Raw genomic sequence first — 23,973 nt, 5'->3', positions numbered from 1 at the left:
GCACCGCCCCGCCGGAGATGACGAGCCGCCGCAAGAGCGCATCGGCTGGCTGTGGAACAAGCTGGCGATGGGGCACGACGATCCGGTCTCCGCGCCCTCAGCCGGCCCAGTCGCGGCCGGCCGCCTGCGCCTGCTCCCGCGCGCCGGGATGCGACGAGGGCCGGAACGGCACCTCCGTCACCCGGGCGTCCACGGGTCGGCCCGTGGCGTCCGCGTAGATGTCTGGCAGTTCGACCTTCAGCGCCGTGTCCGGCGCCGAGAGTGCCGGCGGCACGTAGCCAAGCGCGATGTTGACCTGAAGCTCGGGCGACCACCACGGCGAGGTCACGTAGCCCACCCGCTCTCCGTCCGGCGTGGCGATGAGCCAGAAATCGGGGGCGTAGTCGGTCACCGGACTCCCGCCCATCGTCAGCCCGACGAGCTTCAGCTTGAAGGGGAAGCGGCCCGCGTCGATCTCGGCGCGCTGAGCCTCCAGCGCGGCGCGCCCGATGTAGTCGGCGGCCTTCTTGCGGGGCACCTGGTAGGCGAGGTTCACCTGGAAGGGGGAGGTCTCGGTATCCATGTCCTGGCCCCAGGACAGGATACCGGCCGCGATCCTGCGATGATGGGCCGGCGCGATCACCCGTAGCCCGTAGAGCGCGCCATGCGCGCGCAGCGCGTACCAGACCGGTTCCGCGGCGAGGGTCGCGTCGCGCACAAAGATCTCGTAGCCCTTCTCGCCGGAAAAGCCGGTCTGGCTGACCACCACCGGGCAGCCGGCAAGCGTCGTTTCGAAAAGGCCGTAATAGGGCAGGCGACGGATCTCTTCGCCGAAGAGATCGGCCATGAACGCCTCCGAGGTCGGCCCCTGGACCTGAAGCGGCGCGACGTCGAGCTCGGCGATCTCCACGTCGTGGCCAAGCCCCACGTTCACGCCCTGCAACCACAGAAGCAGGTCGCTGTCGGAGGCCGAGAACCAGAACTCGTCGCGGCCAAGACGCAGAAGGACCGGGTCGTTGAGGATGCCGCCCTTCTCGTTGCAGACGATCACGTACTTGCCCCGCATGGGCTGGATCTTCGTGGCATCGCGCGTGATGACACGGTTGACGAACGCCTCGGCGTCGGGTCCGCGCACGCGGATCTGGCGCTCGACCGCGACGTTCCAGAGCGTGACGCGGTTCACCAGCGCCTCGTATTCGGCCATGGCGCCGCCCTCTTCGGGCCGGACATAGCCGCGCGGGTGATACATCCGGTTATAGACGGTGGCGCGCCAGCACCCCGCCTCGACCGAGAGATGCCAGAAGGGCGATTTCCGCACGCGGGTGGAGATCAGCATCTGCACGGGCGGGGCGCCGGACTGCCGCAGGTTCACGGGAACCAGCCGGTCGGACTGGTCCACGCCCGGCACGTTCGGATGGGAGCGGCCCTCTTCCGTCATGCGATCCCCTCCCTGCGGTCGCGTCCCGAGACGGCGCGCTCCTCCCGCGCGCAACCTCCGGCTTTTCCTTCCGTTCTGAGCCTGCCAAAGCCGAGGACGTCGCGCAACGACAGCCCGCCGGTGTTTCGCAAACACCTCAGCCTTCTAAAGCTCCGGCCGACCTCTTCGGGGGTGCGCTACCGACCGCGCCAAGCTGCGCGCCGCGACGGCATGGACCGGCACGTCGGGCCGTGGCATGTCTTGGGGAGGTGTCAGACACGGGGGCACGGATGGACGGCGGGAAGACCGACGCGGCAGAGGCGGCCGCCTATTACGACGACGCAGACGTCGCGGCCTTCTACCGGCTCTGCTGGGGCGGGGACGACATCCATATCGGGCGTTACGACACCGGGGCCGAAAGCGTGGCCGACGCCTCCGTCGCGATGACGCGCCATCTTCTCTCCCTCGCCGGGATCGTGGCCGGCGACCGGGTTCTCGACATCGCCTGCGGCTATGGCGGGACGCTGCGCCTTCTGGCGCGCATGGGGTGCCCCGCGGCGGGCATCGACATCTCCGGGCGCGCCGTGACCGAGGCGCGGCGCCGCAACGCCGAGGCCGGGCTCGACGACCGCATCGATGTCCGGCTCGGCGATTTCCACGAGATCGGCGAGCCCGACGGCGCATGGGACGCGGCGATCTGCCAGGAGTCGCTCATCCATTCCACGGACCGGCCGCGCGTGATGGCCGAGGTCCACCGTGTGCTGCGTCCCGGCGGCGTCTTCGCGCTCTCGGACATCCTGACCGCCCCGGGCGCGGACGAGGCGCTGGTCAACGAGGCCTTCGCGAGGCTGGGCGCCCGGGCCGGCGCGACGCCCGCGGACTACCGCGCCATGGCGGAGGCGGCGGGGTTCGAGATCGCGGCGTCGGAGGAGCGCCCCCGGGACATCCGCACCCATTACGACAAGCTGGCCGAGGCGCTGTCGGACCCGGTGCCCGGCCTCGACCCCGACGCGCGGGACGCCATCGCGCAGAGCGTCGCGCGCTGGCGGAAGGCGCTGGCCGGCGGGCATATCACCTGGGCCTGCCTCGTCGCACGCAAGCCCGGCTGAAGGCGGCGCTCAGATGTCGAGCGCGTTTTCCTTTTCCCAGCGGGAGAAATGCGAGACGAAGGAGTGCCACTCCCGGTTCTTGAGCTTGAGGTAGGCGGCCGTGAACGCCTCCCCCATGGCCCCGGAGAACGCGCCGTCCGCCTCGAAGGCGCGCAGCGCGTCGAGCAGGTTGAGCGGCAGCCGCGGTGCCTCGGTGACGGTGTGGCCGTCCGCGTACATGTCGATGTCGAGGCGCGGCCCGGGATCGGCCTCGTCCTTCAGACCCGACAGCCCCGCCGCGATGATCGCCGCCTGCAGCAGGTAGGGGTTGGCCGCGCCGTCCGCGAGGCGCAGCTCGAACCGCCCCGGCCCGGGCACGCGCACCATGTGGGTGCGGTTGTTGCCCGACCAGGTGACGGTGTTGGGCGCCCAGGTGGCGCCGGAATGGGTGACGGGCGCGTTAATCCGCTTGTAGCTGTTCACGACCGGGTTGGTGATCGCCGCCATCGCGGGCGCGTGGCGCATGATCCCGCCGAGGAAATGCGCGCCATCCGCCGAGAGTCCGAGCTCTCCCGCGGGGCCCGGCCCCGTGCCGTCGAAGACGTTGCGGCCCGCATCGGCGCCCGGCGCGTCCCAGGCCGAGACGTGGACGTGACAGCCATTTCCCGTCAACCCCTCGATGGGCTTGGGCATGAAGGTGGCGCGCAGCCCGTGCGCCTCGGCCACCGACTTCACCATGAACTTGAAGAAGCTGTGCCGGTCGGCGGTGACGAGGGCGTCGTCGAAGGCCCAGTTCATCTCGAACTGCCCGTTCGCGTCCTCGTGGTCGGTCTGGTAGGGGCCCCATCCGAGATCGAGCATGTGGTCGCAGATCTCGCGCACCACGTCGTAGCGGCGCATCACGGCCTGCTGGTCGTAGCAGGGCTTCTCGGCGGTGTCGTAGGGATCGCTTATGGCGTCGCCAGCGGGCGTGAGCAGGAAATACTCCGCCTCGATTCCCGACTTGACGTGCAGCCCGGCCTCCGCGGCGGCCGCGATCTGGCGGCGCAGCACGTTGCGCGGGGCTTGCGCGACCTCCTCTCCCTCCATCATGCAATTGGCCGCGACCCAGGCGACCTCGGGCTTCCACGGAAGCTGGACGACGCTCGCGGGGTCGGGCACGGCCAGCATGTCGGGAAAGGCCGGGGTCATGTCGAGCCAGGTGGCGAAGCCCGCGAAACCCGCGCCGTCCTTCTGCATGTCGCCGATCGCCTGCGCCGGGACCAGCTTCGCGCGCTGGCCGCCGAAGAGATCGGTGAAGGAGATCATGAAGTACCTGACCCCCTTTTCGCGGGCGAACTCCGCCAGATCCTGTGTCATCGCCGTCTCCCTGTTCCGATGTCGCCGCCCGGCGGGACTAGAGGCCGCCTCCGGGCTTGCCCGGCCACCAGTCCGTTCCGGCAAGGGGCACGCGCGCCATCGCCGCGGCCTCCATCGTCAGCGCGCACAGGTCCTCGGGCTCTAGGTTGTGGAGGTGGTTGTGCCCGCAGGCGCGCGCGATGGTCTGCGCCTCTAGGGTCATCACCTTGAGGTAGTTCCGCAGCCGGCGGCCCGCGTCCTCGGGGTCGAGGCGCGCGGCAAGCTCGGGATCCTGCGTGGTGATGCCCGCGGGGTCGCGCCCTTCGTGCCAGTCGTCATAGGCGCCCGCGGTGGTACCCAGCTTCCGGTACTCGGCCTCCCATTTCGGATCGTTGTCGCCGATGGCGATCATCGCCGCCGTGCCGATGGACACCGCGTCGGCCCCGAGCGCCATGGCCTTGGCCACGTCGGCGCCGCTGCGGATCCCGCCCGAGATGACGAGCTGCACCTCGCGGTGGACGCCGAGATCCTGAAGCGCCTGCACGGCGGGGCGGATCGCCGCGAGGGTCGGGATGCCCACATGCTCGATGAACACGTCCTGCGTGGCGGCGGTGCCGCCCTGCATCCCGTCGATCACCACCACGTCGGCGCCGGCCTTCACGGCGAGCGCGGTGTCGTAGTAGGGCCGCGTCGCGCCCACCTTCACGTAGATCGGCTTTTCCCAGCCGGTGATCTCGCGCAGCTCCAGGATCTTGATCTCCAGGTCGTCGGGCCCGGTCCAGTCCGGGTGGCGGCAGGCGGAGCGCTGGTCGATCCCCTTTGGCAGCGTGCGCATCCCGGCCACCCGGTCCGAGATCTTCTGGCCGAGCAGCATCCCCCCGCCGCCGGGCTTGGCGCCCTGCCCCACCACGACCTCGATGGCGTCGGCGCGGCGCAGGTCGTCGGGGTTCATGCCGTAGCGCGAGGGCAGGAGCTGGTAGACCAGAAGCGTCGAGTGCTCGCGTTCCTCGTCGGTCATGCCGCCGTCGCCCGTGGTGGTCGAGGTGCCCGCCATGCTCGCGCCCCGGCCGAGCGCCTGCTTCGCCGCACCCGAGAGCGCGCCGAAGCTCATCCCCGCGATGGTGATCGGGATCTGGAGGTTGAGCGGCTTCGTCGCGTGGCGTCCGCCCAGCACCACGTCCGTCCCGCAGCTTTCGCGGTAGCCCTCCAGCGGGTAGCGCGACACCGACGCGCCCAGGAAAAGCAGATCGTCGAAATGCGGCACCCGCCGCTTCGCCCCGCCGCCCCGGATGTCGTAGATGCCGGTGGCCGCGGCGCGGCGGATCTCGGCGTTCACCTCGGGCGGGAAGGTCGCGGAGAAGCGCGGCGGCGTCTGGGGAGTGTCGCTCATCAGTAGGCCCCGGCGTTGTCGATGTCGAAGTGGTAGAGCGTGCGGGCCGAGCCGTAGCGGCGGAACGCCTCGGGCCGCGCGTCGATCTCCGCCCGCTCGAGCAGCCCGGCAACCAGTTCCAGGTGCTCGGGGCGCATCTCCTTCTCGACGCAATCCGCGCCGAGGCTCTTCACCCGTCCGCGCACGAAGAGGCGCGCCTCGTAAAGCGAGTCTCCCAGCGCCTCGCCCGCGTCGCCGCACACGACGAGCGTTCCGGCCTGAGCCATGAAGGCGGACATGTGGCCCACGCCCCCGCCCACGACGATGTCGATGCCCTTCATCGAGATGCCGCAGCGCGAACTCGCGTTGCCTTTCACGACCAGCAGGCCGCCGCGCCCCGTGGCGCCGGCATACTGGCTGGCGTCGCCCTCCACGATGACGGTGCCCGAGACCATGTTCTCGGCCACGCCCGGCCCGGCCGATCCCGCGACGCGCACGGTCGCCCGCTTGTTCATGCCGGCACAATAGTAACCGGTGGAGCCGCGCACCGTGACCTGGATCGGCGTGTCGAGACCGACCGCCAGGGCATGGGCGCCGCGAGGGTTCAGCACCTCCCACTCGGTCGCGTTCCCGCCCGCGCCCTGAAGCGTGGCGTTCAGCGTCCGGAGGTCCTCGGCGGCAAGGTCGATCGTCTGCATGTCAGCGGGCCCAGAAATAGACGGTGGCGGGTTCGGGTTCCCAGACGCGCGCCGCGTCGATGCCGGGAAGCCCGACCAGCGCGCGGTATTCGGAGCCGAAGGCGACGTAGCCGTCGGTTTCGGCCATCACGGCGGGCTTGCAGGCGATGGGGTCGCGCACGACGCCGAAGCCGTCCTTGGTGCCGACCACGAAGGTGTAGAAGCCGTCGAGATCGGCCAGCCCCGCCTCCAGCGCCTCGCCGAGGGTGGCCCCCTCCTGCATCCGCCAGGTGAGGTAGGCCGCCGCCGCCTCGCTGTCGTTCTCGGTCTGCACCTCCACGCCGGCCCGGGCGAGGCGGCGCTTGAGGTTGTGGTGGTTCGAAAGCGAGCCGTTATGCACGAGACACTGGTCGGCGCCAGTGGAAAAGGGATGCGCGCCCAGCGTGGTGACGGCGGATTCGGTGGCCATGCGCGTGTGGCCGATGCCATGGGTGCCGGTCATCGACGCGAGGTCGAAGCGCGCCGCCACGTCGCGGGGCAGCCCGACCTCCTTGTAGATCTCGATCGCCTCGCCCGCGCTCATCACCCGAAGGCCCGGGCTTAGCCCGGCCAGGGCCTCGCGCGCCGCAGGAATGCAGTCGGCGGGCAGCTCTAGAACGGCGTGGGTGTCCTTCGCGCGCATCGTGACCCTCGCGCCCAGAGCCTCGGACAGTCGCGCGTCGAGCCCCGGGAGATCCGCCGCGGGCGCGTCCGACTGCACCGTGATCTTGCCCGTGCCCCCCGGCGCGTAGACGGCGAGCCCCGCGCTGTCGGGGCCGCGATCGGTCATGGTGATCAGCATGTCCGACAGAAGCGCGCCGAGCCGCGGCTCGAGCGCCGCGTCCTTGAGAAACAGTCCGACGATTCCGCACATTGCCGCGCCCCGCTTCGCCGCCGGCCCAGAGACGGGCCCGCCAGGACTGATGGGAAACAGATTTTCTTCTGGGGCAAAAGTGCCAATACCCAGCTTGGGCCCCGGCCCGCCAACCAGTGGCGGATCTGCACAGAATTCAGGCAGCCACGCTTATCCCGATTGCGGATAGCAGATCACGGAGAGGTACCGGATGGGCAGGCGGCGCAGCTCCTCGGGGCCATGCGGCGCGTCGGCATCGAAGAACAGCGAATCTCCCGGCCGGAGGTCGAACAGGCTTTCGGCATGACGGTAGCCCACCTCGCCTTCCAGCATGTAGATCAGCTCCAGCCCCTCGTGCTGGAAGACGGGAAAGACGTCCGTCTTCTTGGAGAGCGTGATGAGATAAGGTTCCATCACCACGCCGCTCGCGTTGGAGCCCAGGTGACCGAGCAGGTTGTACTGGTGCCCGGCCCGGGTGCCCGCCCGCTCGACATCCGCCCCCTGCCCCGCCGGCGTATGGACGACGCCCCGGCGCTCCTCGTAGCCGCGGAAAAAGGCCGTGAGCGGCACGCTCAGCGCGTGCGACAGCGCCTGGAGCGTCGTGAGCGAGGGCGAGATGTTGCCGTTCTCGATCTTCGAGAGCATACCGGCCGAAAGCCCCGTCTGCTGGGCGAGCTCGGCCACGGTGATGCTCTGCTGGCGACGGAAGGCGCGCAACTCCCGCCCGATCGCGACCTCGAGCACCTTTTCGCGCGCGCCGCGGCGTCCATGGGGATCCTGGGTCAGCGTTACGGGTTTGCGCGCCACGGCGTCTCGCCTCTTTCCTGCCGGGCGCGACATGACCGAGCGCCCCGGCTGCAAGCCTAGCCCGGTTCCGCAAGAGAAAAAATCGTTCGCTGCGGTCAATCCGGCACCCACGGGCGACAACGCCGTCGCGCCATGGCGACATTGCGCTGCGCGCCCCGAACGCCGAGGATGCGTCCGAAAGCGGCACCCTCGAAACGGAGGCGGACATGGCGCAGGCAACCGGGCTTCATCACCTTGCGCAGGACGCGCGATGAGTTCATCGGTCGTGACCGTCTCTCTGCTGACGCTCTATATCGCGCTGCAGGTGGGCTTCATCCTGCGGGCATTGCTGCGCCCCTACCGGGAGCCCTCGGCCCGCGTCGCCTGGGTTCTCGTCATGCTCGCGCTGCCGGCGGTCGGCATGCTGGCCTATGTCCTTTTCGGAGAAACCAACATCGGCCGGCGCCGGGTCGCGCGCTACCGCGAGGCCGCGCGGCTTTTCAAGGCGCCGCAGGTCGACCCAGTTGATGCCCGCAGGCGGATCGCGGCCGTCGCCTCGGACCATGCGTATCTCTTCAACCTCGGCCATTCTGTCAGCGGCTTTCTTCCCACGACCGGAAACGCCGCGCGGGTCTTCTCCGACTCGAACGCCTCGATCGCGTCCCTGCTCGACGACATCGCGGCGGCGGAGCGCTACGTCCATCTCGTCTTCTACATCTGGCTCGACGACAACAACGGTCTGAAGGTCGTCGAGGCGCTCAAGGCGGCCGCGCGCCGCGGGGTCGTCGTGCGCGCGATGGCGGACGATCTCGGCTCCCGGCGGCTCGTGCGCTCGCGCCACTGGACCGACATGCAGGCGGCCGGCGTGCGGCTCGCCGCTGCGCTTCCCATCGGCAACCCGCTGCTGCACCCGATCCGGGGCCGGGTCGATCTCAGGAACCACCGCAAGATCGTGGTGATCGACGACCGCATCACCTATTGCGGCAGCCAGAACTGCGCCGACCCGGAATTCCGGGTGAAACCCCGATACGCCCCCTGGATCGACGTCATGTTGCGCCTCGAAGGCCCGGTGGCCGGCCAGAACCAGAGGCTGTTCCTGCAGGACTGGGTCTCGCATGTCGACGACGGGCTGGAGGATCTGGACGCATCGGCAGCGGAACAGCCGTCGAAGGGCTCGATCGTGGCACAGGCGATCGGCACCGGACCGACGGTCCGCAATTCCGCCATGCCGGAAGTCTTCGAGACGCTGATGCACGGCGCGCGCGAGGAACTGGTGATCACGACGCCCTATTACGTGCCCTCGGACTCGATGCAGTCGGCGCTCTGCGGCGCCGGCCATCGCGGGGTCCGCACCAGCCTGGTGCTTCCTGCCAAGAACGATTCCTGGATCGTCGGCGCCGCGAGCCGAAGCTACTACCTCGAGCTTCTGCAATCGAATGTGCGGATCTTCGAGTACGAGGGAGGTCTGCTGCACGCCAAGTCGCTCACCCTCGACCGCGAGATCGCCCTGATCGGCTCGGCCAATCTCGACCGGCGCTCCTTCGAGCTCAACTACGAAAACAACGTGCTTCTCAAGGACAGGGCGCTCACCGGAGAACTCCGCGACCTGCAGGACGGCTACATTTCCCGGTCGCGCGAAATCACCATGAAGGAGGTGACGGATTGGGGTCCGGCGAAACGGCTCTGGAACAACTCGGTCGCCATGATGGGCCCCGTGCTGTGAGGCGCGCGGGATGGGCCGCACGGCGCCACCGCCTTGAATCGCCGCCGCGGCGTCGCGACATAATGCGAAACCCCGCCCGACATGCGGCTCACGGGCGATCATCGAGGCCCCGCGGCAGCCCTGTGGCCGCCGGTCAGCGCGCCTGACACGCCCGCGCGGCGCGACCAGGCGACGCGACAAGGGGGCAGAGGACGCCCGGCAAGGAACAGAGGATTGGTGCAGACAGACCGCGAGACGATCGACTGGCAAGGACGGGAACCGGACACGGCGCCCGCCGCGGCCCTGCGCGTGGCGACCTGGAACATCCGCAAGGCCGTCGGCCTCGACCGGCGGCGGGATCCCGCGCGCGTGATCGCCGCCATCGCCGATCTGCGCGCCGACATCGTCGCCCTGCAGGAGGCCGATCTGCGCCTGGGCACCCGGCCCGCCGCGCTGTCGCGCCACGAGATCTCGGAGGCCACCGGCATGGAGGTCGTGGACGTGGGCGGCAATCCAGGCTCGCTCGGCGTGCACGGCAACGCGCTGCTGGTGCGGCGGGATCTGCTGGTGCGCGCGGCGGCCTCGATCGAGCTTCCCGCGCTCGAGCCGCGCGGCGCGATCACGGCGGAAATCGCCGTGCCCGGGCTCGAAGCGCGCGTGCGCGTGGTCGCGACCCACCTGGGGCTCCTGCGCGCGTGGCGGCGCCGCCAGCTCGCCACGATCCGGACCGGGCTGGACGCCGCCGCCCTGCCCAACACCCTGATCCTGGGCGATTTCAACGAATGGTCCACGGTCCGCGGGCTCGAGGCCCTCGCGCCCGATTTCGCGGTGCTCGCGCCGGGCGCCAGCTTCCACGCCGCGCGGCCGCTGGCGCCGCTCGACAGGATCGCGCACGGCCGCGGCCTGCACGCCTTCGGCGCGGGCGTTGTCAGGGAAGGGCCGAGCCGCATCGCCTCGGACCACCTGCCCGTCTGGGCGGAATTCGCGCCCGCCCTCATGCCCGACGCGTCCGACCACCCCGCGCCCGCCGCGCGTCCCGCACCGCCGCGGTCGAGGCTCCGCAGGCTGCGCCGGGCCTGAGCCGACAGGACGGCGCCGGCGCGACCGCCTCAGCCCGCCAGCGCCTCTTCGAGCTCCCGGGTCAGCCGCCGCGCCTCTTCGGCACGGGGCTTGGAAAAGCGGGCGAGCAGAAGGTAGGCGACCGGTGTGAGATAGAGGGTGGAAAGCGTGGCGAGCCCGAGCCCGCCCACGATCACCCAGCCCAGCGCCTCGCGCGCCTCGGCCCCGGCCCCCGACGACAGGATGAGCGGCACGCCGCCCAGCACGGTGGAGGTCATCGTCATCATCACGGGACGCAGGCGGATCGTGGAGGCGTCGAGGATCGCCTCGCGCACCCCCTGCCCCCGGTCGCGCAGCTGGTTCGCGAACTCCACGATCAGGATGCCGTTCTTGGCCATGATCCCGATCAGCATGACGAGCCCGATCTGCGAATAGACGTTCAGGCTCTGCCCGGTCAGCAGAAGCGCGAAGGCCGCGCAGGCCAGCCCGATGGGCACGGTCGCCATCACGACGATGGCCGAGACGAAGCTTTCGAACTGCGCGGAAAGCACGAGGAACACCACCGCGATGGCGAAGGCGAAGGTCACGAGGAGGCCCGCGTTGGTCTGGTCGAGCGTCGCGGCCTCGGCCAGCGGGACGATGCGGTTTTCCTCGGCAAGGATGTCGTCCGCCATCTCCTCGACCTGCGCCAGCGCGTCGCCAAGCGCCAGCTCCGGCGTGAGCCCTGCCGAGATCTCGACCGAGCGCTGCTGGCCCTCGCGTTCGAGTTCGGGCGCGACAGCGCGCTCCTCCAGTCGGACGAAGCTCGACATCGGCACCATCTGCCCCTCCGACGAGCGCACGAAGATGTTCTGCAGATCGCCCGGGTCGTTCACGGGGTTCGTGGTCGACAGCATCTGCACGTCGATCGCCTCGTCCTCGACGAAGACCTCGCCGATCGTGCGCCCGTTCAGCACCGCGCGCAGCGCCTCGCCCAGCCCGGTGATGTCGATGCCCAGATCGGCCGCGCGGGTGCGGTCGATCTCCACGAAAAGCTGCGGCTGGGTCGTCTCGTATTCCAGGCGCACCTGGCCCATCGCCGGCATCTCCTGCATCCGGGCCACGAGGCTTTCGGCCACCTCCGCGAGCTGCGCGTAGCTCGATCCCGTGACGGCGAAGGACAGGCCCCGCCCGGCGCCCCGGATGCCCAGGGAATTGGGCTGGATCGCGAAGGCGCGCACGCCCACGATCCGGCGCAGCTTGCCGTTGATCTCGCCCACGATCTCGTCCTGGCTGCGCGCGCGCTCGCCCCACTTGGCCAGCGTGAAGACCATGAACCCGCGGTTGTCGGCGCCAAAGCCGGTGATCGAGAAGACGTTGGTGATCTCGCCCGCCTCGCGCAGGGGCTGCACCGCGTCCTCGATCTCGCGCATCTTTCCGGTGGTGTAGTCGAGCGAGACGCCCTGCGGCGCGGTCACGCTGAGAAGTGCTACGGCGCGATCCTCGCGCGGGGTCAGTTCATGGCGGATGCCGCTGCCCACCAGAACGGCCGTCGCCGCGAAGAGCGCCGCGGCAAGCACGATCACCAGCGGCACGGCGAGCGCCCAGCCCAGCGTGCGCGCATAGATCGCCGCGAGGCGATTGCCGACCCACGCCACCGGGCCGGTCCGGGCCGATCCCTCGCGCAGGAGCCGGCTCGCCAGCACGGGGCAAAGCGTCAGCGCCACGACGGAAGAGAGCGCGACCGCCATCGCGAGGGTGAATCCGAATTCACGGAAAAGCCCGCCCGCCTGTCCCGGCAGGAAGGACAGCGGCACGAACACGGCCGCGAGCGTCGCGGTGGTCGTCACCACGGCGAAGAACACCTGCCGCGTGCCGAGCACGGCCGCCGCGCGCGGGCCCATTCCTTCGGACCGCCGCCGCACGATGTTTTCCAGAACGACGATGGCGTCGTCCACCACGAGCCCGGTGGCCAGCACGAGGGCGAGCAGCGTCAGGATGTTGACGGAAAAGCCCACCATCCAGATCGCGGCGAGCGTGCCGATCAGCGCCACCGGCATGGTGATCGCGGGTATCATCGTGGCGCGCGCGTCGCGCAGGAACACGAAGATCACCACGACGACGATGAGGATGGCCAGCCCGAGCGTCTTCAGGACCTCCGCGATCGCGCCGTTGATGAACACCGCGTCGTCGGAGGTGACGAAGATGCGCACGTCCTCGGGCAGCGTGGCGTCGAGTTCCGCCACGGTCGCCCGCACCGCCGCCGAGATGTCGAGCGTGTTGCTGCCCGCCTGCCGGATGATGCCGATCCCGAGCCCCGTCTGGCCGTTGGCGCGCAGCACCGTCTCGTTGGGCGCGGGGCCCAGCGTCACGGTGGCCACGTCGCGCACGCGGACGTTCGAAGCAAGTTGCAGATCCTCGAAGGCGGCTGGCGAGGCCACGAGCGCCGTGGTGCGCACGTTGATCGACTGCCGGCTGCCCGCAAGATCGCCCGCCGGCGCGTTGAAGCCCGCATCGGCCAGCGCGCGGCGCATGTCGGCAAGTGTCAGGCCCCGGCTGGCCAGCTCGGCCAGGTCGATGTCCACGCGGAAGATCGGTTCCCGGTCGCCGTAGATCTGAAGGTCGGCCACACCCTCGATCGAGATCAGCCGGTCCTCGACCCGCTCCCGGACGATCCGCGTGAGATCCTGCGGCGAGCGGCTGGCGGAGGTGACGGCCACGCGCACCACCGGCTGCGCGTCGGCGTCGGCCTTGACGATCTCGGGCGTCTCGGCACCGTCGGGAAGCTGTCCCGCGATCCGCGCCACGGCATCCCGGACGTCGGTCGCCGCCACATCGATATCGACGTTGCCGGTGAATTCCAGCGTGACGCGGCTGCGCCCGAAACGCGAGTTCGACGAGATCGAGCGAATGCCCGCGACCCGGCCCACGGCCCCCTCGATCCGGCCGGTCACCTCCTGGTCGATGCTTTCCGGCGATGCGCCCGGGAACTGGGTCGTAACGGTCACGACCGGGCGATCGACATTCGGAAGCTCGCGGATTTCGGCGCCGAAGATCGCGGCGAGCCCCGCCAGCACGACGAGCGCGCTCAGCACATAGGCCAGGATCGGGCGGCGCACGAAAAGCGCCGTGCCGCCCTGGGCCGTTCGCGTGGCATCCTCCATCATCCGCCCGCCCCCCCTCAGAGCGCGTCGCGCGACGTGTCGAGCCGCGCGGCCTGCGGTTCGGCGACCCGCACCCCGCCGCCGGGGCGCAGGTTCTGCACGCCCTCGGTCACGACCTGCTCGCCGATCTCGAGCGCCCCCTCGACCAGGACCGCATCCTCGTTGCGCTGGCGGATCGTCACCGGCACGCGCACCGACGCCCCGTCCCGCACGACCCAGACGAAGGAGCCGTCGCTCGACCACTGCACGGCAAGCGGATCGACCGACGGCAGGCGTTCGCCCGGAAAGGCGAGGAAGACCTCGAACGCCATGCCCGCGCGCAGCGCGTCGTCCGGATTGGCGAGCCTGCCCTGCACCAGCAGGGTGCGGCTGGTGCTGTCCACGATCGTGTCGATCGCGCGCACCTCGCCCTCCAGCAGGCGGTCCGGCAGGGCAAGCGGCCGCGCCTCCAGCGGCATGCCGGTTGCAAGGCGCGGGACCACGCGCTCGGGCACCCGGAAGTCGATCAGGATGTCCGAGCGGTCGCTGATCGACACGAGCGCCGCGCCGCCCGTCACGCGATCGCCCACGCCGAGGTCGGGCACGCCGGCCCAGCCCGAGATGGGCGCGCGCACACGCCGCTGCGCGAGGTCGAACTCGGCCTGGCGCAAGGCGAGCTCCGCCTGCCGCAGCGCGAGCTCGGCATCCCGACGTCTGACCTCGGTCACCGATCCGGTCCCGGCAAGGCGTTCCAGCCGCTCCGCCTCGTCCCGCGCATCGGCCAGCGTCAGCTCCGCGCGCTCCAGCGCGATGCGCTCCGCCTCGTCGTCGAGCCTGACAATCAGGTCGCCCTCCTGCACCTTGCCGCCGGGCTCGAACCCGATCTCCACCACCCGTCCGGTCGCGTCGGTGCGCACCGTGACACTGCGCAGCGCCTTGCCGTCGCCGATGGAGGCCACGCGGTCGTCGATGATGCCTTCGGCGACGGGCACGGTGATGACGGTGGCCGGTCCGCGCCCGAACCCGCCGCTGCCGCCGGTATCCTCTTCCGCGTCGAGCTCCACCCCGACGAGGTCGAGGACGCCCAGCCGGTCGAGAAGCGGCAGGGAGGACGGCACGAAGTTGATCCAGATCGCCAGCGTTCCGGCGATCACCACGAGCGAAAGAACAAGTTGCCTGACCATGCCGTTGACCGCTACGCCGCTTCAGTTCCTGAAGGTAGCGCATATCCGGTGGGTTGACAGGCGAGAACCCGGTTTCGCAAAGCCCGCAGCGAAAGGGACATCCGCCCCGGAAGCCGAGTTGCGGCTGGCGGGACCGATGCAGATGAAGGCGCCGTGGCGGAATTCGCGCAAACCTTGATCTGGATCAAGGCGCGACGCCGCCCCTGCCCGTTCCACAGCGACGCAGCGCCGACGTTCAGGGTTTGTGCACGGGCCGGCGCGCGCACGGCCCAGCACCTCGCCGCACCGGTGAAAACGCCGCTCCCACCCGGGTGTCACGGGCAATCTCGTATCTTGTCAGCACCTTGGCCCTTGCGGCGCAAACGACCGCGACAGCGTCATGGCAGGTCCGTCACCCAAGCCGCAAAGGAGAAATGTCCCGAAGGTTATCCACAGCCTGGAAATGCCCGATTCGCACTGGACGGATCACGTATTCTTGAATTTTGCCATGGCTTTCGCCCGCACGGCATCGCCGTATCGGCGCATCCTTGCCCCTGCAGGCCCCCGGATCCCGGCCCTCACCCCGGCGCACGGCCCACCGCGCCGGGCGCCGTTGCGGCGCGGCCGATCAGGGCGCAGCCCAGCGTTTCGCGCAGCGCGTGGGTAAGGTCATCGACCGTGCGGGTGGACACGAAAAGCCCGCCCGTCGCGTCGGCGAGGCATTTCGCGACGGTTTCGCCGCCCGTGTAGGTCCGCGCCTCCGGGCTGTTCCAGCCGAAGAAATCGTCCACGACCTTGAAGCCGATGACATGGACGCGCAGGTCGGCCGCGCGCGACGCAAGCCGCGTGCCGAGCGCGCAAGGCGTCCCGCCACATGTCTCGTTGCCATCGGTCACCAGCACGACGATCGCGGGCCGCGTCCGGTAGTCGAGCGCTTCGGCCGCGTGCTCAACCGACGCCGCGAGCGGCGTGAGGCCCGCTGGCTCCAGCCTCTCGATCGCGTCGATCACGGCCGGCCCCATGTCCGGCGCGGGCTCGAACCGCAGATCGATCCCGGAACAGGCGTCGGCACCGCCGGGGCCGTAAACCAGCAGGCCGAGATCGCGAAACGGCGTGATGTCGGGAATGGCCCGGCGCATGGCGGCCCGCGCGTCGATGATTCGCGGGGTCCCGGACAGTTCGTAGGCGACCTCCGCCATGCTGCCCGAGCCGTCGAAGACGAGGATCGCATCCGTCGCGCAGCCGGGATCGGCCTCGAGCCCCGGCGCGCCCGAGAGGGTCCCGGCGGAAACGAAGCCCGCCACGGCGAGCGCGCGCAATCCTGAGGCCACGACATCCCCCTTCGACCATCGTCGGAAATCTAGCACATGCGCCGGCCGGGTTCACGCCCCGGCCGGGTCTTGACCTGCGTCAATGGAAAGGGATTTCATGCATGGTCTACAGGTCGGCACAAGTCGGATGGCCACACCGTGCTGCTTCGAGAGTACGAAGGCGGCGCACCCCATCCGGGCCCGAAATCGACTGGCCGCGTGGCGAGGCATCCCGCCTCGCACGGACAGTCCAGAATGGAGGTTGCGTAATGTCCGAGAGAGACGAGTACATCGAGAAGGCCAAGGCGAAGCTGGAGCAGTGGAACGCCGAGATCGAGAAGATGAAGGCCAAGGTCGACGAGGCCGAAGCCGACACCAAGATCGAGTACGAAAAGCAGCTCGAGGAGGCGCGCAACCGGCGCGACGAGGCCGAGGCCAAGCTGAAGGAGCTGCGCGAGGCCAGCGACGAGGCCTGGGCCGAGATGAAATCCGGGTTCGACAAGGCGTGGGACAGCCTCTCGGAATCGTTCCGCAACGCCATGGCGCGCTTCAAGTGAAGGAGCTGCCGATGACCCTTGCCACGACATTGCGCGGCGCCGTCGCCGCGCTGGCGCTGGGCTGCGCCGCCCTGCCGGCCGCCGCCCAGGATACCGACGCACTGACCACGACCGAGGAGGTGCGCGCCGAGATCGCCGAGGCGATGGACGCCGTCGCGGCCTATTCCGAGCAGGAGCGCGACGCGGCGCTGACCCGGGCGCGCGAGGCGCTCGATCGGCTCGACGCCGAGATCGCGCGGCGCGAGCAGGCGCTGCGCGAGAACTGGGCGGAGATGTCGGAGGAGGCCCGCGGGACCGCCCGCGACCAGCTTCGCGCGCTGCGCGCGGCGCGCAACCGGCTGGGCGAGCGCTTCGGCGCGCTCCAGGCGGGCGCGGACAGCGCCTGGGACGAGCTCAAGGACGGCTTCGCCGACGCCTGGGACGCGGTCGCCGAGGCCTGGACCGCCGACGACAACGGCGCGTCCGGCAACTGACCGGACACGGCGCGCCCGCGACCGTCGCGGGCACGCCGCACTTCGATCCATCGACAGACGCGTGCCCCTGCCGCGCTTGCATCGGCGCGGGCGGCGCGACCCGATCAGCCCGGCGCGCCGCTCACGCGCGTGCCCGCCCGGCCCTCGAGGATCTCCAGCGCCTCGCCGAGGCGTCCGATTCCCGCCATACGGCCCTCGCGGGCGGCGGCGAAACGTGCCGCGGCCTCGGCTTTCGGGCCCATCGAGCCCGCGGGCAGATCCAGCGCCGTGGCTTCGGAGGGGGAGAGATGCTCGATCCGTTCGGCCGCCTCCGTGCCGAAATCACGGACGATGCCCTCGACATCCGTCAGCATCAGTAGCGCGTCGGCCCCGATCGCGTCGGCCAGAAGCGCGCTGGCCGCGTCCTTGTCGATCACCGCCTGCACGCCGGTAAGGCTTCCGTCGGGGCGCACCATCACCGGGATTCCGCCGCCGCCCGCGCAGATCACGATGGTGCCGTGCAGGAGAAGCTGCCGGATCACCTTGAGGTCGGGGATTTCCACCGGCGCCGGAGAGGGCACGACGCGGCGCCAGTGCTCTCCGTCCTGCGCGACGGTCCAGCCGTGGCGTTCCGCCATCTCGTCGGCCTTCGCCTTGTCGTAGACAGGGCCCACGAACTTCGTGGGCTTGTCGAAGGCCGGATCGTCGGGATCGACGCGGATCTGCGTGAGCAGCGTGGCCACCGTGCGCTCGTGGGCGAGCGCGTTCTCGAGTTCCTGCTCGATCAGGTAGCCGATCATGCCTTCCGTCTCGGCGCCCATCACGTCGAGGGGGTAGATCTCCTCTGGCTTGTAGGCGAGGCCCTGAAGCGCCAGAAGCCCGACCTGCGGGCCGTTTCCATGGGTCACGACGAGGTCGTGCCCGGCCCGCGCGATCTCGGCCAGCGCCCCTGCCGCGATCCGCGCATTCTCGCGCTGGTTCTCCGCGGTGAGCGCCTGCCCGCGGCTCAGAAGCGCGTTGCCGCCCAGCGCGGCCACCACCAGCATCGCCTCACGCCCCCAGCGTGGCGACGAGCACCGCCTTGATCGTGTGCAGCCGGTTCTCGGCCTGGTCGAAGACGATCGACGCCTCGCTTTCGAAGACTTCGTCGGTCACCTCCATGGCGGTGATGCCGAACGCCTTCTCGATCTCCGCGCCCACCTCGGTCTCGGCGTTGTGGAAGGCGGGCAGGCAATGCATGAAGCGGGTGCGCGGATTGCCGGTGCCGGCCATCACCTCGGCCGTGACCTGGTAGGGCTTGAGAAGCTCGATCCGCTCGGCCCAGCGCTCCTTCGGCTCGCCCATCGAGACCCAGACATCGGTGTAGAGGAAATCCGCGTTGCGCGTCGCCTCGGCCACGTCCTCCGTGATCGCGAGCCGCGCGCCCGTCTCCTCGGCGATCTCCCGCGCCTCGGCCTCTATCTCCCCGGCGGGCCAGCAGGCCTTGGGCGCGCAAAGCCGCACGTCCATGCCCATCTTGGCGCCGCCGATCAGAAGGCTGTCGCCCATGTTGTTGCCGGCATCGCCGAGAAAGCAGAAGGCGATGTCGCGCCAGGGCTTGCCGGAATGCTCCTGCATGGTCAGGAAATCGGCCAGGATCTGGGTCGGGTGGAACTCGTCGGTCAGCCCGTTCCAGACCGGCACGCCGGCATGGGCGGCCAGTTCCTCGACCACCGCCTGCCCGAAGCCGCGATATTCGATCCCGTCGAACATCCGGCCCAGAACGCGGGCCGTGTCCTTCACCGTCTCCTTGCGGCCGATATGAGAGCCCGAGGGGCCCAGGTAGGTGACGTTGGCGCCCTGGTCGTGGGCGGCCACCTCGAAGCCCGCGCGCGTGCGCGTACTGTCCTTCTCGAAGATCAGGGCGATCTCCTTGCCCTTGAGAAGCTGCCGCTCGGTGCCCGCGTATTTCGCCGCCTTCAGGTCTGCGGAAAGCTTGAGCAGGAACCCGATCTCGGCGGGGGCGAAATCCCTCAGGCTCAGGAAATGGCGGTTCCTCAGATTGTAGGCCATGCGTCCTCCTATGCCGGGTCGCGGATCGTGGGGCAACTCATGCAGCGCCCGCCGCCGCGGCCGCGGCCAAGCTCGGCGCCGGGCACCTCGAGCACCTCGATGCCCTCGGCCCTGAGCGCGGCGTTGGTATCGTCGTTGCGGTCGTAGCCGACCACGAGTCCCGGGCGCAGCGCCAGCACGTTGTTCCCGTCGTTCCACTGTTCGCGCGAGGCCTCGAAGGCGTCCGCGCCGCCCGTGGGCACCACGGTGAGTTTCTTGAAGCCCATCGCCTTGGCCACGACGTCGAAAAGCGGGCGGTCGATCCGGCGGATGTCGAGCGGGGCGCGGCCCTCGCCGGGATGCAGATCGTAGACCGTCATTTCCGCGGCGACTTCCGTGAAGCTCGTCACCACCTCGCCGCCGCAGAAGGTGAAGACCGTGTCGAGATGCATCGCCGCGCGCGACTTCGGGAGTTGGCAGGCCAGCACCCGCGTGGCCCGCCCCTGGTCGAAGAGCGACTCGGCCAGCAGCCCCACCGCCTGCGGCGAGGTCCGCTCGCCCATGCCGACGAGGACGAGCCCGTCGCCCACCGGCATCACGTCACCGCCCTCCAGCGTCGCGAGCCCGAAATTGCGGGTCGGATCGCCCCAGAGCACCTCCGCCCGGCCCGCGAAGACCGGGTGGAAGCGGTAGATCGCCGCCGTCAGCAGGGTTTCCGGCCGCCGCGCCTGCCAGTACATCGGATTGAGCGACACGCCGCCGTAGATCCAGGCGCTGTTGTCGCGGGTGAAGAGCGTGTTGGGCAGCGGCGGCAGGATGAAGCCGAGCCGCCCGAGATAGGCGCCGAACATGCCCGCCGGCTCGAAGGGCAGATCGTCCACCGTGAGCCCGCCGATGAGGAACTCGGCCAGCCTCTCGCCCGGCAGCTCCTTCATCCAGGCGCGCAGGTCGGACAGCATCCCCACCCCGATCTCCTGCGGCGTGATCCTGTGGTCGAGGACCCAGTCGCGCGCCTCGGGGATGTCGAGCGTCTGGCCCAGCAGAACGCCTGTGTCGAGGACCTCGACCCCCTCGCCGCGCATCAGTTCGGCGAAGACGTCGTGGTCCTTTTGCGCCTGGCGGACCCAGAACACGTCATCGAAAAGCAGGTCCTCGCAGTTCTGCGGCGTGAGCCGCCGATGCGCGAGGCCGGGCCGGCACACGATGACCTGGTGCAGCTGGCCGGTTTCGGAATGGACCCCGAGCTCGCGATCGCTCATGCCGCACCTCCCATCAGGGCGCCCGCCGCCAGCACGACGAGGATGAAGGCCGTCAGGATCAGCAGAAGCGGCCAGATGAAGACGATCCAGCGGTCATAGGGCACCCGCCCGATCGCCAGCCCGCCGATCACCACCGCGAAGGTCGGGTTGATGAGGTTCACCAGCCCGTTCGCCGACTGGTAGGCCGTGACCACGAGATCGCGCCCGACGCCGGCGAAATCCGCGAGCGGTGCGAGGATGGGCATGGACAGCACCGCCAGCCCCGAGGACGAGGGCACGAAGAAACTCATCCCGACCTCGATGCCGAACATGGTCGCGATGAAGGCGACGCTCGACAACTCGCCCAGCGTCTGGGCCGAGGCGTGCAGGATCGTGTCGGCGATCAGCCCGTCCTCCATCACCACGACGATGCCGCGGGCAAGTCCGATGACCAGCGCGACGCCCAGCAGATCGCGCGCGCCGTCGACGAAGGCGCCGGTCAGCCGCTTCTCTCCCAGCCGGCCGATCAGGCCGGTCAGGATCGCGGCGCCGAGGAAAAGCGCGCCCATCCGCGCCATCCACCAGTCCTGGCTCGACACGCCCCAGATCATCGCGATGAAGGTGAGCGCGAAGACGACGAGGATCACCTTCTGCGTGCCCGTCAGCGTGTCGTCGCCCTCTTCCCCGCCGCCGTCCTTCAGGAAGTGCCGCCTGTGCGCGTCCCACTGGCGCGCGACGACGGAGCGGTCGTTGTCGGCCTGCACCCGCGCGGCGTAGCGCATGACGTAGGCCACGCAGATCGCCAGCCCGCCGATCAGGATCACGAAGCGCAGCACGATGCCGTTGGTGAAGGGGATCGACGCGGCATCGGAGGCGATGATGGTCGCGAAGGGATTGATGGTGGAGCCGAGCACGCCGATGCCCGCGCCGATCAGGATGATCGCGACGCCGGTCACCGCGTCATAGCCCGCCTTCATCACCAACGGAAGAAGGATGGCGTAGAAGGCCAGCGTCTCCTCGGCCATGCCGTAGGTCGTGCCCCCGATGGCGAAAAGCGTCATGAGGATCGGGATCATCCATATCTCGCGCCCTTCCATCGAGCGCATCGCCGATCGCATGCCGGTGTCGATCGAGCCCGTGGCGTTCACCACCCCCAGGAAACCGCCCAGCAGCAGCACGAAAAGCGCCACGTCGATGGCGTTGGCCGAATAGCTGTCGGGATCGTAGAAGCCCGCGATCGGGGCGAGAAGCACGTCGATCGGGCCTTGCGGGTTCGCCTCGACCGTCTGGTAGGTGCCCGGCACCGCGACCTCGCGGCCGATTTCCTCGTTCAGTTCCCGGTCGTACTGGCCGGCCGGGATGATCCATGTCAGCGCGGCGACCAGGACGATAAGCAGGAACAGGATCGTGTAGGCCGTCGGAAACCGCGACTGGAGATCGGGCTCGTCGCCGCGGGGGCTTTCGTCGGCCGCCTCGTTCGAGGTCTCGGGCATGGTCACCTCCCCTTCCCGTTTGCGACCGGTGGACATCGACCGGCGTGGTCACTCTCCCGCGCGTGACCGCGCGCGACATTGACGCGGGTCAATGCGCGCGCGCAGGACCGTCTTCCCGCCCGCGCGCAGGCCGCGACTCGCGCATCCGGCGGCGTGGCGCGCGGGCGGTGGATTGGCAGGCCGCGAGGGGCACCCGATCCTCGCGGGGCAGGCAGTGTCGTGAAGGTCGGCTCCCCGGACCCGCGTCCTCGGCCTAAGCTTGCGGCCATCCCTGCGCGCGGCTGCCGGAGCGCTGCGCAGGACGGGACGGGCCGTGGCGCGTCACACCAGGCGGCGCGCCGGCAGACGGCGGGTTCCTTTCGCAAGACGGCGCCCTGGCCGGATGTCACGCCTGCGGGCCCCTGTGCCTCTCGCGCAAGGCGGGTCGGCCGCGCGCTCAGGCGTAGCCGCGCTCGGGATTGCGCCGCATGACCGAGAGGTTCAGCGCAAGCGCGAAGCTGCCCCAGGCGAGATAGGGCACCATCATCAGCGCGGCGAGCGTGTCATGGGCGAGGAACGCGAGCGTGGTGGCCAGCACCGCAGCCCACAAGAGCGCGATCACCACAGCCCCGGTGCGGATCCGGTGCAGCCCGAAAAAGACCGCCGACCAGAGCGTGCTGATGGTGATCTGAAGCGCCCAGAGCCCGAGGGCAAGATCGTTGTCGGGCTGCATCGCGACGCGCGCGGCCGCCAGCGACATCAGGACGTAAAGCACCGCCCAGATGACCGGGAAAAGCATGTCGGGCGGCGTCCAGCCCGGCTTGTCGAGGTCGCGGTACCAGGCACCGGGCTTGAACATCATGCCGGCCGCCGCAGGGACGGCGCAGATCGCGAGGTAGAGGGGAAAAAGTGTCATCGGTCGCTCCGCGCTGCTGCCCTTGGCCCGTGCGCGGCGTGTCCGCGGCAACCGGCATGTGTACACCGCACGCTAACCGCTAAACGCCGCGCGATGAAGCCCCACGCGGCGCTTTGCGGTGATCGGGTGCGTGAGGTGGCGTCTTGCCCGGCACCCGCGCGCGCTCGGCCGCCGGGCGCGGGCACCAAGCCCGCCGCGCGCGCGCCCGCGCTACGGCCGCACGAGGCCACCGGTATCGATCTCCACGCGTTCGGACAGGCTCATGACGCTGTCGTGCAGAAGCTGGATCGCGTAGGACGGGTTGTGCGTCCACGCGCCCGGGTCCTTGGCCACGAGCTGGTAGTTGTAGGCCGCCTTCAAGAGACGCGGCGTCCAGCTCGCGTAGCGGTTGGGGTAGACCGCTTCCGCCGCGCCGATACGTCCGTCCCCGTCGCCGTCGGTGAAGAAATAGGGGTAGCTTTCCTTGTCATAGCCGATCGGCGTGCCCGCGACCTCCCGCGCATAGGCCGTGATGGCGTCGTTCAGGATGGCGTGCAGCCCGTCGATCTCGTCGGCGATGCCGCCATCGGCGATGCCATCGCCATCGAAATCGGCGTGGCGCGTGCGGATCGCCGCGATATCCGAAACGCCCTGGTGGCAATCGAGGCACCCCGCGGTCGCGACCTCTCCGCCATGGGGCTCGTGGCAGGCCACGCAACTGTTCGCGCTGGCGACATGCACGAAACGGCCGACATAGCTGCGGCCGTCGTACTGAAAGCCGCCGCGCGTTTCCGCGCCGTGCATCACCGCCGCCGCGACACCGTAATGGACGTTGATGAAGGAGAGCTCGTCCGAGACCGTGTCCGGCCCGATTCCGTCCGTGGCCTCGGCCACCGTCGCGGTCGAGGCGCGGCCCTGGTGGCAGACCGTGCAGGTGGCCGAGGTGTCGAGGCCGCTCACGGTCACGCCCGAGGGAAAGGGCACCGCGTCGAGCGCCTCGGCCTGCGAGACATGGCAAGAGACGCAGCCGATCGCGGTGTTGATCGTGGCCGGATGCTCGACCGACAACGCCGCGCTGCCATCCGCGCCGAGCCAGTCGAGGAACCCCGTCTCGGAGTGACAGGCGGCGCAGGCCGGCGGCACTTCGCCATCCTCGTTCCAGTGCGTGTAGGAGGGCGAGCGATAATCCCCGTGCGGACCATCGAGCCACGCCTCGGTGATCTCCGTGAGGGTGGGCGCCTGCGCGGCCGCGGGTGCAACTGTGAGAAAACCGAGCGTCATCGCACAGGAAAGCGTCAGGACTCGGATCGCGGACATGGCACCCTCCGGCAGATTGGCTATGGCTCGAGAATACCATACGATCAGGCGCGAGTCCTGCGCATGATCGCGCATGGCGGACCGGGCGCGGCGTGGTCGCGAAAACGCA

General features: G+C 69.8%; 20 protein-coding genes. 5 read left to right on the top strand and 15 right to left on the bottom strand.

The window, feature by feature from the left end; all coding sequences use genetic code 11:
• Nucleotides 1-97 precede the first annotated feature (97 nt).
• Nucleotides 98-1,417, bottom strand: coding sequence for a glycine cleavage T C-terminal barrel domain-containing protein (locus AB6A69_RS02850; protein WP_371059593.1), 1,320 nt, complete (start codon nt 1,415-1,417; stop codon nt 98-100).
• 269 nt (nt 1,418-1,686) lie between these two features.
• Between AB6A69_RS02850 and AB6A69_RS02845 the strand changes: the two genes are divergently transcribed.
• Nucleotides 1,687-2,505, top strand: coding sequence for a cyclopropane-fatty-acyl-phospholipid synthase family protein (locus tag AB6A69_RS02845; RefSeq protein WP_371059592.1), 819 nt, complete (start codon nt 1,687-1,689; stop codon nt 2,503-2,505).
• 9 nt (nt 2,506-2,514) lie between these two features.
• Here the strand turns inward: AB6A69_RS02845 and glnT are convergent, their stop codons facing one another.
• From glnT to AB6A69_RS02820, 5 genes are all read right to left on the bottom strand, one after another.
• Nucleotides 2,515-3,843: a type III glutamate--ammonia ligase gene (glnT, locus tag AB6A69_RS02840; protein WP_371059591.1), complete on the bottom strand. Its 1,329-nt coding sequence runs from the start codon at nt 3,841-3,843 to the stop codon at nt 2,515-2,517.
• A gap of 37 nt (nt 3,844-3,880) precedes the next feature.
• A complete protein-coding gene (locus AB6A69_RS02835; protein ID WP_371038586.1) occupies nt 3,881-5,212 on the bottom strand; it encodes an FMN-binding glutamate synthase family protein in 1,332 nt (443 codons plus the stop codon).
• On the bottom strand, nt 5,212-5,889 hold the full coding sequence (locus tag AB6A69_RS02830) for a protein GlxC (protein ID WP_371054287.1): 678 nt from the start codon (nt 5,887-5,889) through the stop codon (nt 5,212-5,214). The genes AB6A69_RS02835 and AB6A69_RS02830 overlap by 1 nt, the downstream gene beginning before the upstream one ends.
• A 1-nt stretch (nt 5,890) precedes the next feature.
• On the bottom strand, nt 5,891-6,781 hold the full coding sequence (locus AB6A69_RS02825) for a glutamine amidotransferase family protein (protein WP_371054288.1): 891 nt from the start codon (nt 6,779-6,781) through the stop codon (nt 5,891-5,893).
• 150 nt (nt 6,782-6,931) lie between these two features.
• Nucleotides 6,932-7,600 (bottom strand): helix-turn-helix domain-containing protein, encoded by a 669-nt coding sequence (locus AB6A69_RS02820; protein ID WP_371059590.1) that lies wholly within the window; start codon nt 7,598-7,600, stop codon nt 6,932-6,934.
• Nucleotides 7,601-7,817: 217 nt separating this feature from the next.
• On the opposite strand from AB6A69_RS02820, the gene cls reads away from it, so the two are divergent.
• Nucleotides 7,818-9,269 (top strand): cardiolipin synthase, encoded by a 1,452-nt coding sequence (gene cls, locus AB6A69_RS02815; RefSeq protein WP_371059588.1) that lies wholly within the window; start codon nt 7,818-7,820, stop codon nt 9,267-9,269.
• Between the two features lie 216 nt (nt 9,270-9,485).
• Entirely contained in the window at nt 9,486-10,328 is an 843-nt protein-coding gene (locus tag AB6A69_RS02810) for an endonuclease/exonuclease/phosphatase family protein (RefSeq protein ID WP_371059587.1), read from the top strand.
• 29 nt (nt 10,329-10,357) lie between these two features.
• Here AB6A69_RS02810 and AB6A69_RS02805 read toward each other — a convergent pair whose 3' ends face one another.
• The 3 genes from AB6A69_RS02805 to AB6A69_RS02795 form a co-directional block, all read right to left on the bottom strand.
• On the bottom strand, nt 10,358-13,453 hold the full coding sequence (locus AB6A69_RS02805) for an efflux RND transporter permease subunit (RefSeq protein WP_371059586.1): 3,096 nt from the start codon (nt 13,451-13,453) through the stop codon (nt 10,358-10,360).
• 14 nt (nt 13,454-13,467) lie between these two features.
• On the bottom strand, nt 13,468-14,613 hold the full coding sequence (locus tag AB6A69_RS02800; RefSeq protein WP_371059585.1) for an efflux RND transporter periplasmic adaptor subunit: 1,146 nt from the start codon (nt 14,611-14,613) through the stop codon (nt 13,468-13,470).
• Nucleotides 14,614-15,170: 557 nt separating this feature from the next.
• Nucleotides 15,171-15,923: a VWA domain-containing protein gene (locus AB6A69_RS02795; protein ID WP_371059584.1), complete on the bottom strand. Its 753-nt coding sequence runs from the start codon at nt 15,921-15,923 to the stop codon at nt 15,171-15,173.
• A 248-nt stretch (nt 15,924-16,171) separates the two neighbouring features.
• On the opposite strand from AB6A69_RS02795, the gene AB6A69_RS02790 reads away from it, so the two are divergent.
• Together AB6A69_RS02790 and AB6A69_RS02785 are read left to right on the top strand one after the other, a co-directional pair.
• Nucleotides 16,172-16,459, top strand: coding sequence for a hypothetical protein (locus tag AB6A69_RS02790; RefSeq protein ID WP_371059583.1), 288 nt, complete (start codon nt 16,172-16,174; stop codon nt 16,457-16,459).
• A gap of 11 nt (nt 16,460-16,470) precedes the next feature.
• The gene (locus AB6A69_RS02785; RefSeq protein ID WP_371059582.1) at nt 16,471-16,932 is read left to right on the top strand and encodes a hypothetical protein; all 462 of its coding nucleotides are present in this window, start codon (nt 16,471-16,473) and stop codon (nt 16,930-16,932) included.
• A 104-nt stretch (nt 16,933-17,036) separates the two neighbouring features.
• On the opposite strand, the gene arcC is transcribed toward AB6A69_RS02785, so the two are convergent.
• The 6 genes from arcC to AB6A69_RS02755 all read right to left on the bottom strand — a co-directional run bounded on the left by arcC (nt 17,037) and on the right by AB6A69_RS02755 (nt 23,864).
• Nucleotides 17,037-17,957, bottom strand: a complete 921-nt coding sequence (gene arcC, locus AB6A69_RS02780; RefSeq protein ID WP_371059581.1) for a carbamate kinase — start codon at nt 17,955-17,957, stop codon at nt 17,037-17,039.
• A gap of 4 nt (nt 17,958-17,961) precedes the next feature.
• Nucleotides 17,962-18,963: an ornithine carbamoyltransferase gene (argF, locus tag AB6A69_RS02775; RefSeq protein WP_371059580.1), complete on the bottom strand. Its 1,002-nt coding sequence runs from the start codon at nt 18,961-18,963 to the stop codon at nt 17,962-17,964.
• Between the two features lie 8 nt (nt 18,964-18,971).
• Nucleotides 18,972-20,201 (bottom strand): arginine deiminase, encoded by a 1,230-nt coding sequence (locus AB6A69_RS02770; protein WP_371059579.1) that lies wholly within the window; start codon nt 20,199-20,201, stop codon nt 18,972-18,974.
• Nucleotides 20,198-21,673: a YfcC family protein gene (locus AB6A69_RS02765; RefSeq protein WP_371059578.1), complete on the bottom strand. Its 1,476-nt coding sequence runs from the start codon at nt 21,671-21,673 to the stop codon at nt 20,198-20,200. The genes AB6A69_RS02770 and AB6A69_RS02765 overlap by 4 nt, the downstream gene beginning before the upstream one ends.
• Nucleotides 21,674-22,109: 436 nt before the next feature.
• Nucleotides 22,110-22,568 (bottom strand): TspO/MBR family protein, encoded by a 459-nt coding sequence (locus AB6A69_RS02760; RefSeq protein WP_371038601.1) that lies wholly within the window; start codon nt 22,566-22,568, stop codon nt 22,110-22,112.
• Between the two features lie 210 nt (nt 22,569-22,778).
• Nucleotides 22,779-23,864: a polyheme membrane-associated cytochrome C gene (locus AB6A69_RS02755; RefSeq protein WP_371059577.1), complete on the bottom strand. Its 1,086-nt coding sequence runs from the start codon at nt 23,862-23,864 to the stop codon at nt 22,779-22,781.
• Nucleotides 23,865-23,973 lie beyond the last annotated feature (109 nt).

Source organism: Rhodosalinus sp. 5P4, assembly GCF_041365695.1.
In the GTDB taxonomy this organism is placed as follows: Bacteria; Pseudomonadota; Alphaproteobacteria; order Rhodobacterales; family Rhodobacteraceae; genus Rhodosalinus.
The sequence above is the reverse complement of the archived record's forward strand: the minus strand, read 5'-3'. Positions and strand labels throughout refer to the sequence as shown.

What these genes read in the sequence shown, in the direction of transcription:
- AB6A69_RS02850 (WP_371059593.1), bottom strand. Translation starts at nt 1,417, where the DNA reads ATGACGGAAGAGGGCCGCTCCCATCCGAACGTGCCGGGCGTGGACCAG.
- AB6A69_RS02845 (WP_371059592.1), top strand. Translation starts at nt 1,687, where the DNA reads ATGGACGGCGGGAAGACCGACGCGGCAGAGGCGGCCGCCTATTACGAC.
- glnT (WP_371059591.1), bottom strand. Translation starts at nt 3,843, where the DNA reads ATGACACAGGATCTGGCGGAGTTCGCCCGCGAAAAGGGGGTCAGGTAC.
- AB6A69_RS02835 (WP_371038586.1), bottom strand. Translation starts at nt 5,212, where the DNA reads ATGAGCGACACTCCCCAGACGCCGCCGCGCTTCTCCGCGACCTTCCCG.
- AB6A69_RS02830 (WP_371054287.1), bottom strand. Translation starts at nt 5,889, where the DNA reads ATGCAGACGATCGACCTTGCCGCCGAGGACCTCCGGACGCTGAACGCC.
- AB6A69_RS02825 (WP_371054288.1), bottom strand. Translation starts at nt 6,781, where the DNA reads ATGTGCGGAATCGTCGGACTGTTTCTCAAGGACGCGGCGCTCGAGCCG.
- AB6A69_RS02820 (WP_371059590.1), bottom strand. Translation starts at nt 7,600, where the DNA reads ATGTCGCGCCCGGCAGGAAAGAGGCGAGACGCCGTGGCGCGCAAACCC.
- cls (WP_371059588.1), top strand. Translation starts at nt 7,818, where the DNA reads ATGAGTTCATCGGTCGTGACCGTCTCTCTGCTGACGCTCTATATCGCG.
- AB6A69_RS02805 (WP_371059586.1), bottom strand. Translation starts at nt 13,453, where the DNA reads ATGATGGAGGATGCCACGCGAACGGCCCAGGGCGGCACGGCGCTTTTC.
- AB6A69_RS02800 (WP_371059585.1), bottom strand. Translation starts at nt 14,613, where the DNA reads ATGGTCAGGCAACTTGTTCTTTCGCTCGTGGTGATCGCCGGAACGCTG.
- AB6A69_RS02790 (WP_371059583.1), top strand. Translation starts at nt 16,172, where the DNA reads ATGTCCGAGAGAGACGAGTACATCGAGAAGGCCAAGGCGAAGCTGGAG.
- AB6A69_RS02785 (WP_371059582.1), top strand. Translation starts at nt 16,471, where the DNA reads ATGACCCTTGCCACGACATTGCGCGGCGCCGTCGCCGCGCTGGCGCTG.
- arcC (WP_371059581.1), bottom strand. Translation starts at nt 17,957, where the DNA reads ATGCTGGTGGTGGCCGCGCTGGGCGGCAACGCGCTTCTGAGCCGCGGG.
- argF (WP_371059580.1), bottom strand. Translation starts at nt 18,963, where the DNA reads ATGGCCTACAATCTGAGGAACCGCCATTTCCTGAGCCTGAGGGATTTC.
- AB6A69_RS02770 (WP_371059579.1), bottom strand. Translation starts at nt 20,201, where the DNA reads ATGAGCGATCGCGAGCTCGGGGTCCATTCCGAAACCGGCCAGCTGCAC.
- AB6A69_RS02765 (WP_371059578.1), bottom strand. Translation starts at nt 21,673, where the DNA reads ATGCCCGAGACCTCGAACGAGGCGGCCGACGAAAGCCCCCGCGGCGAC.
- AB6A69_RS02760 (WP_371038601.1), bottom strand. Translation starts at nt 22,568, where the DNA reads ATGACACTTTTTCCCCTCTACCTCGCGATCTGCGCCGTCCCTGCGGCG.
- AB6A69_RS02755 (WP_371059577.1), bottom strand. Translation starts at nt 23,864, where the DNA reads ATGTCCGCGATCCGAGTCCTGACGCTTTCCTGTGCGATGACGCTCGGT.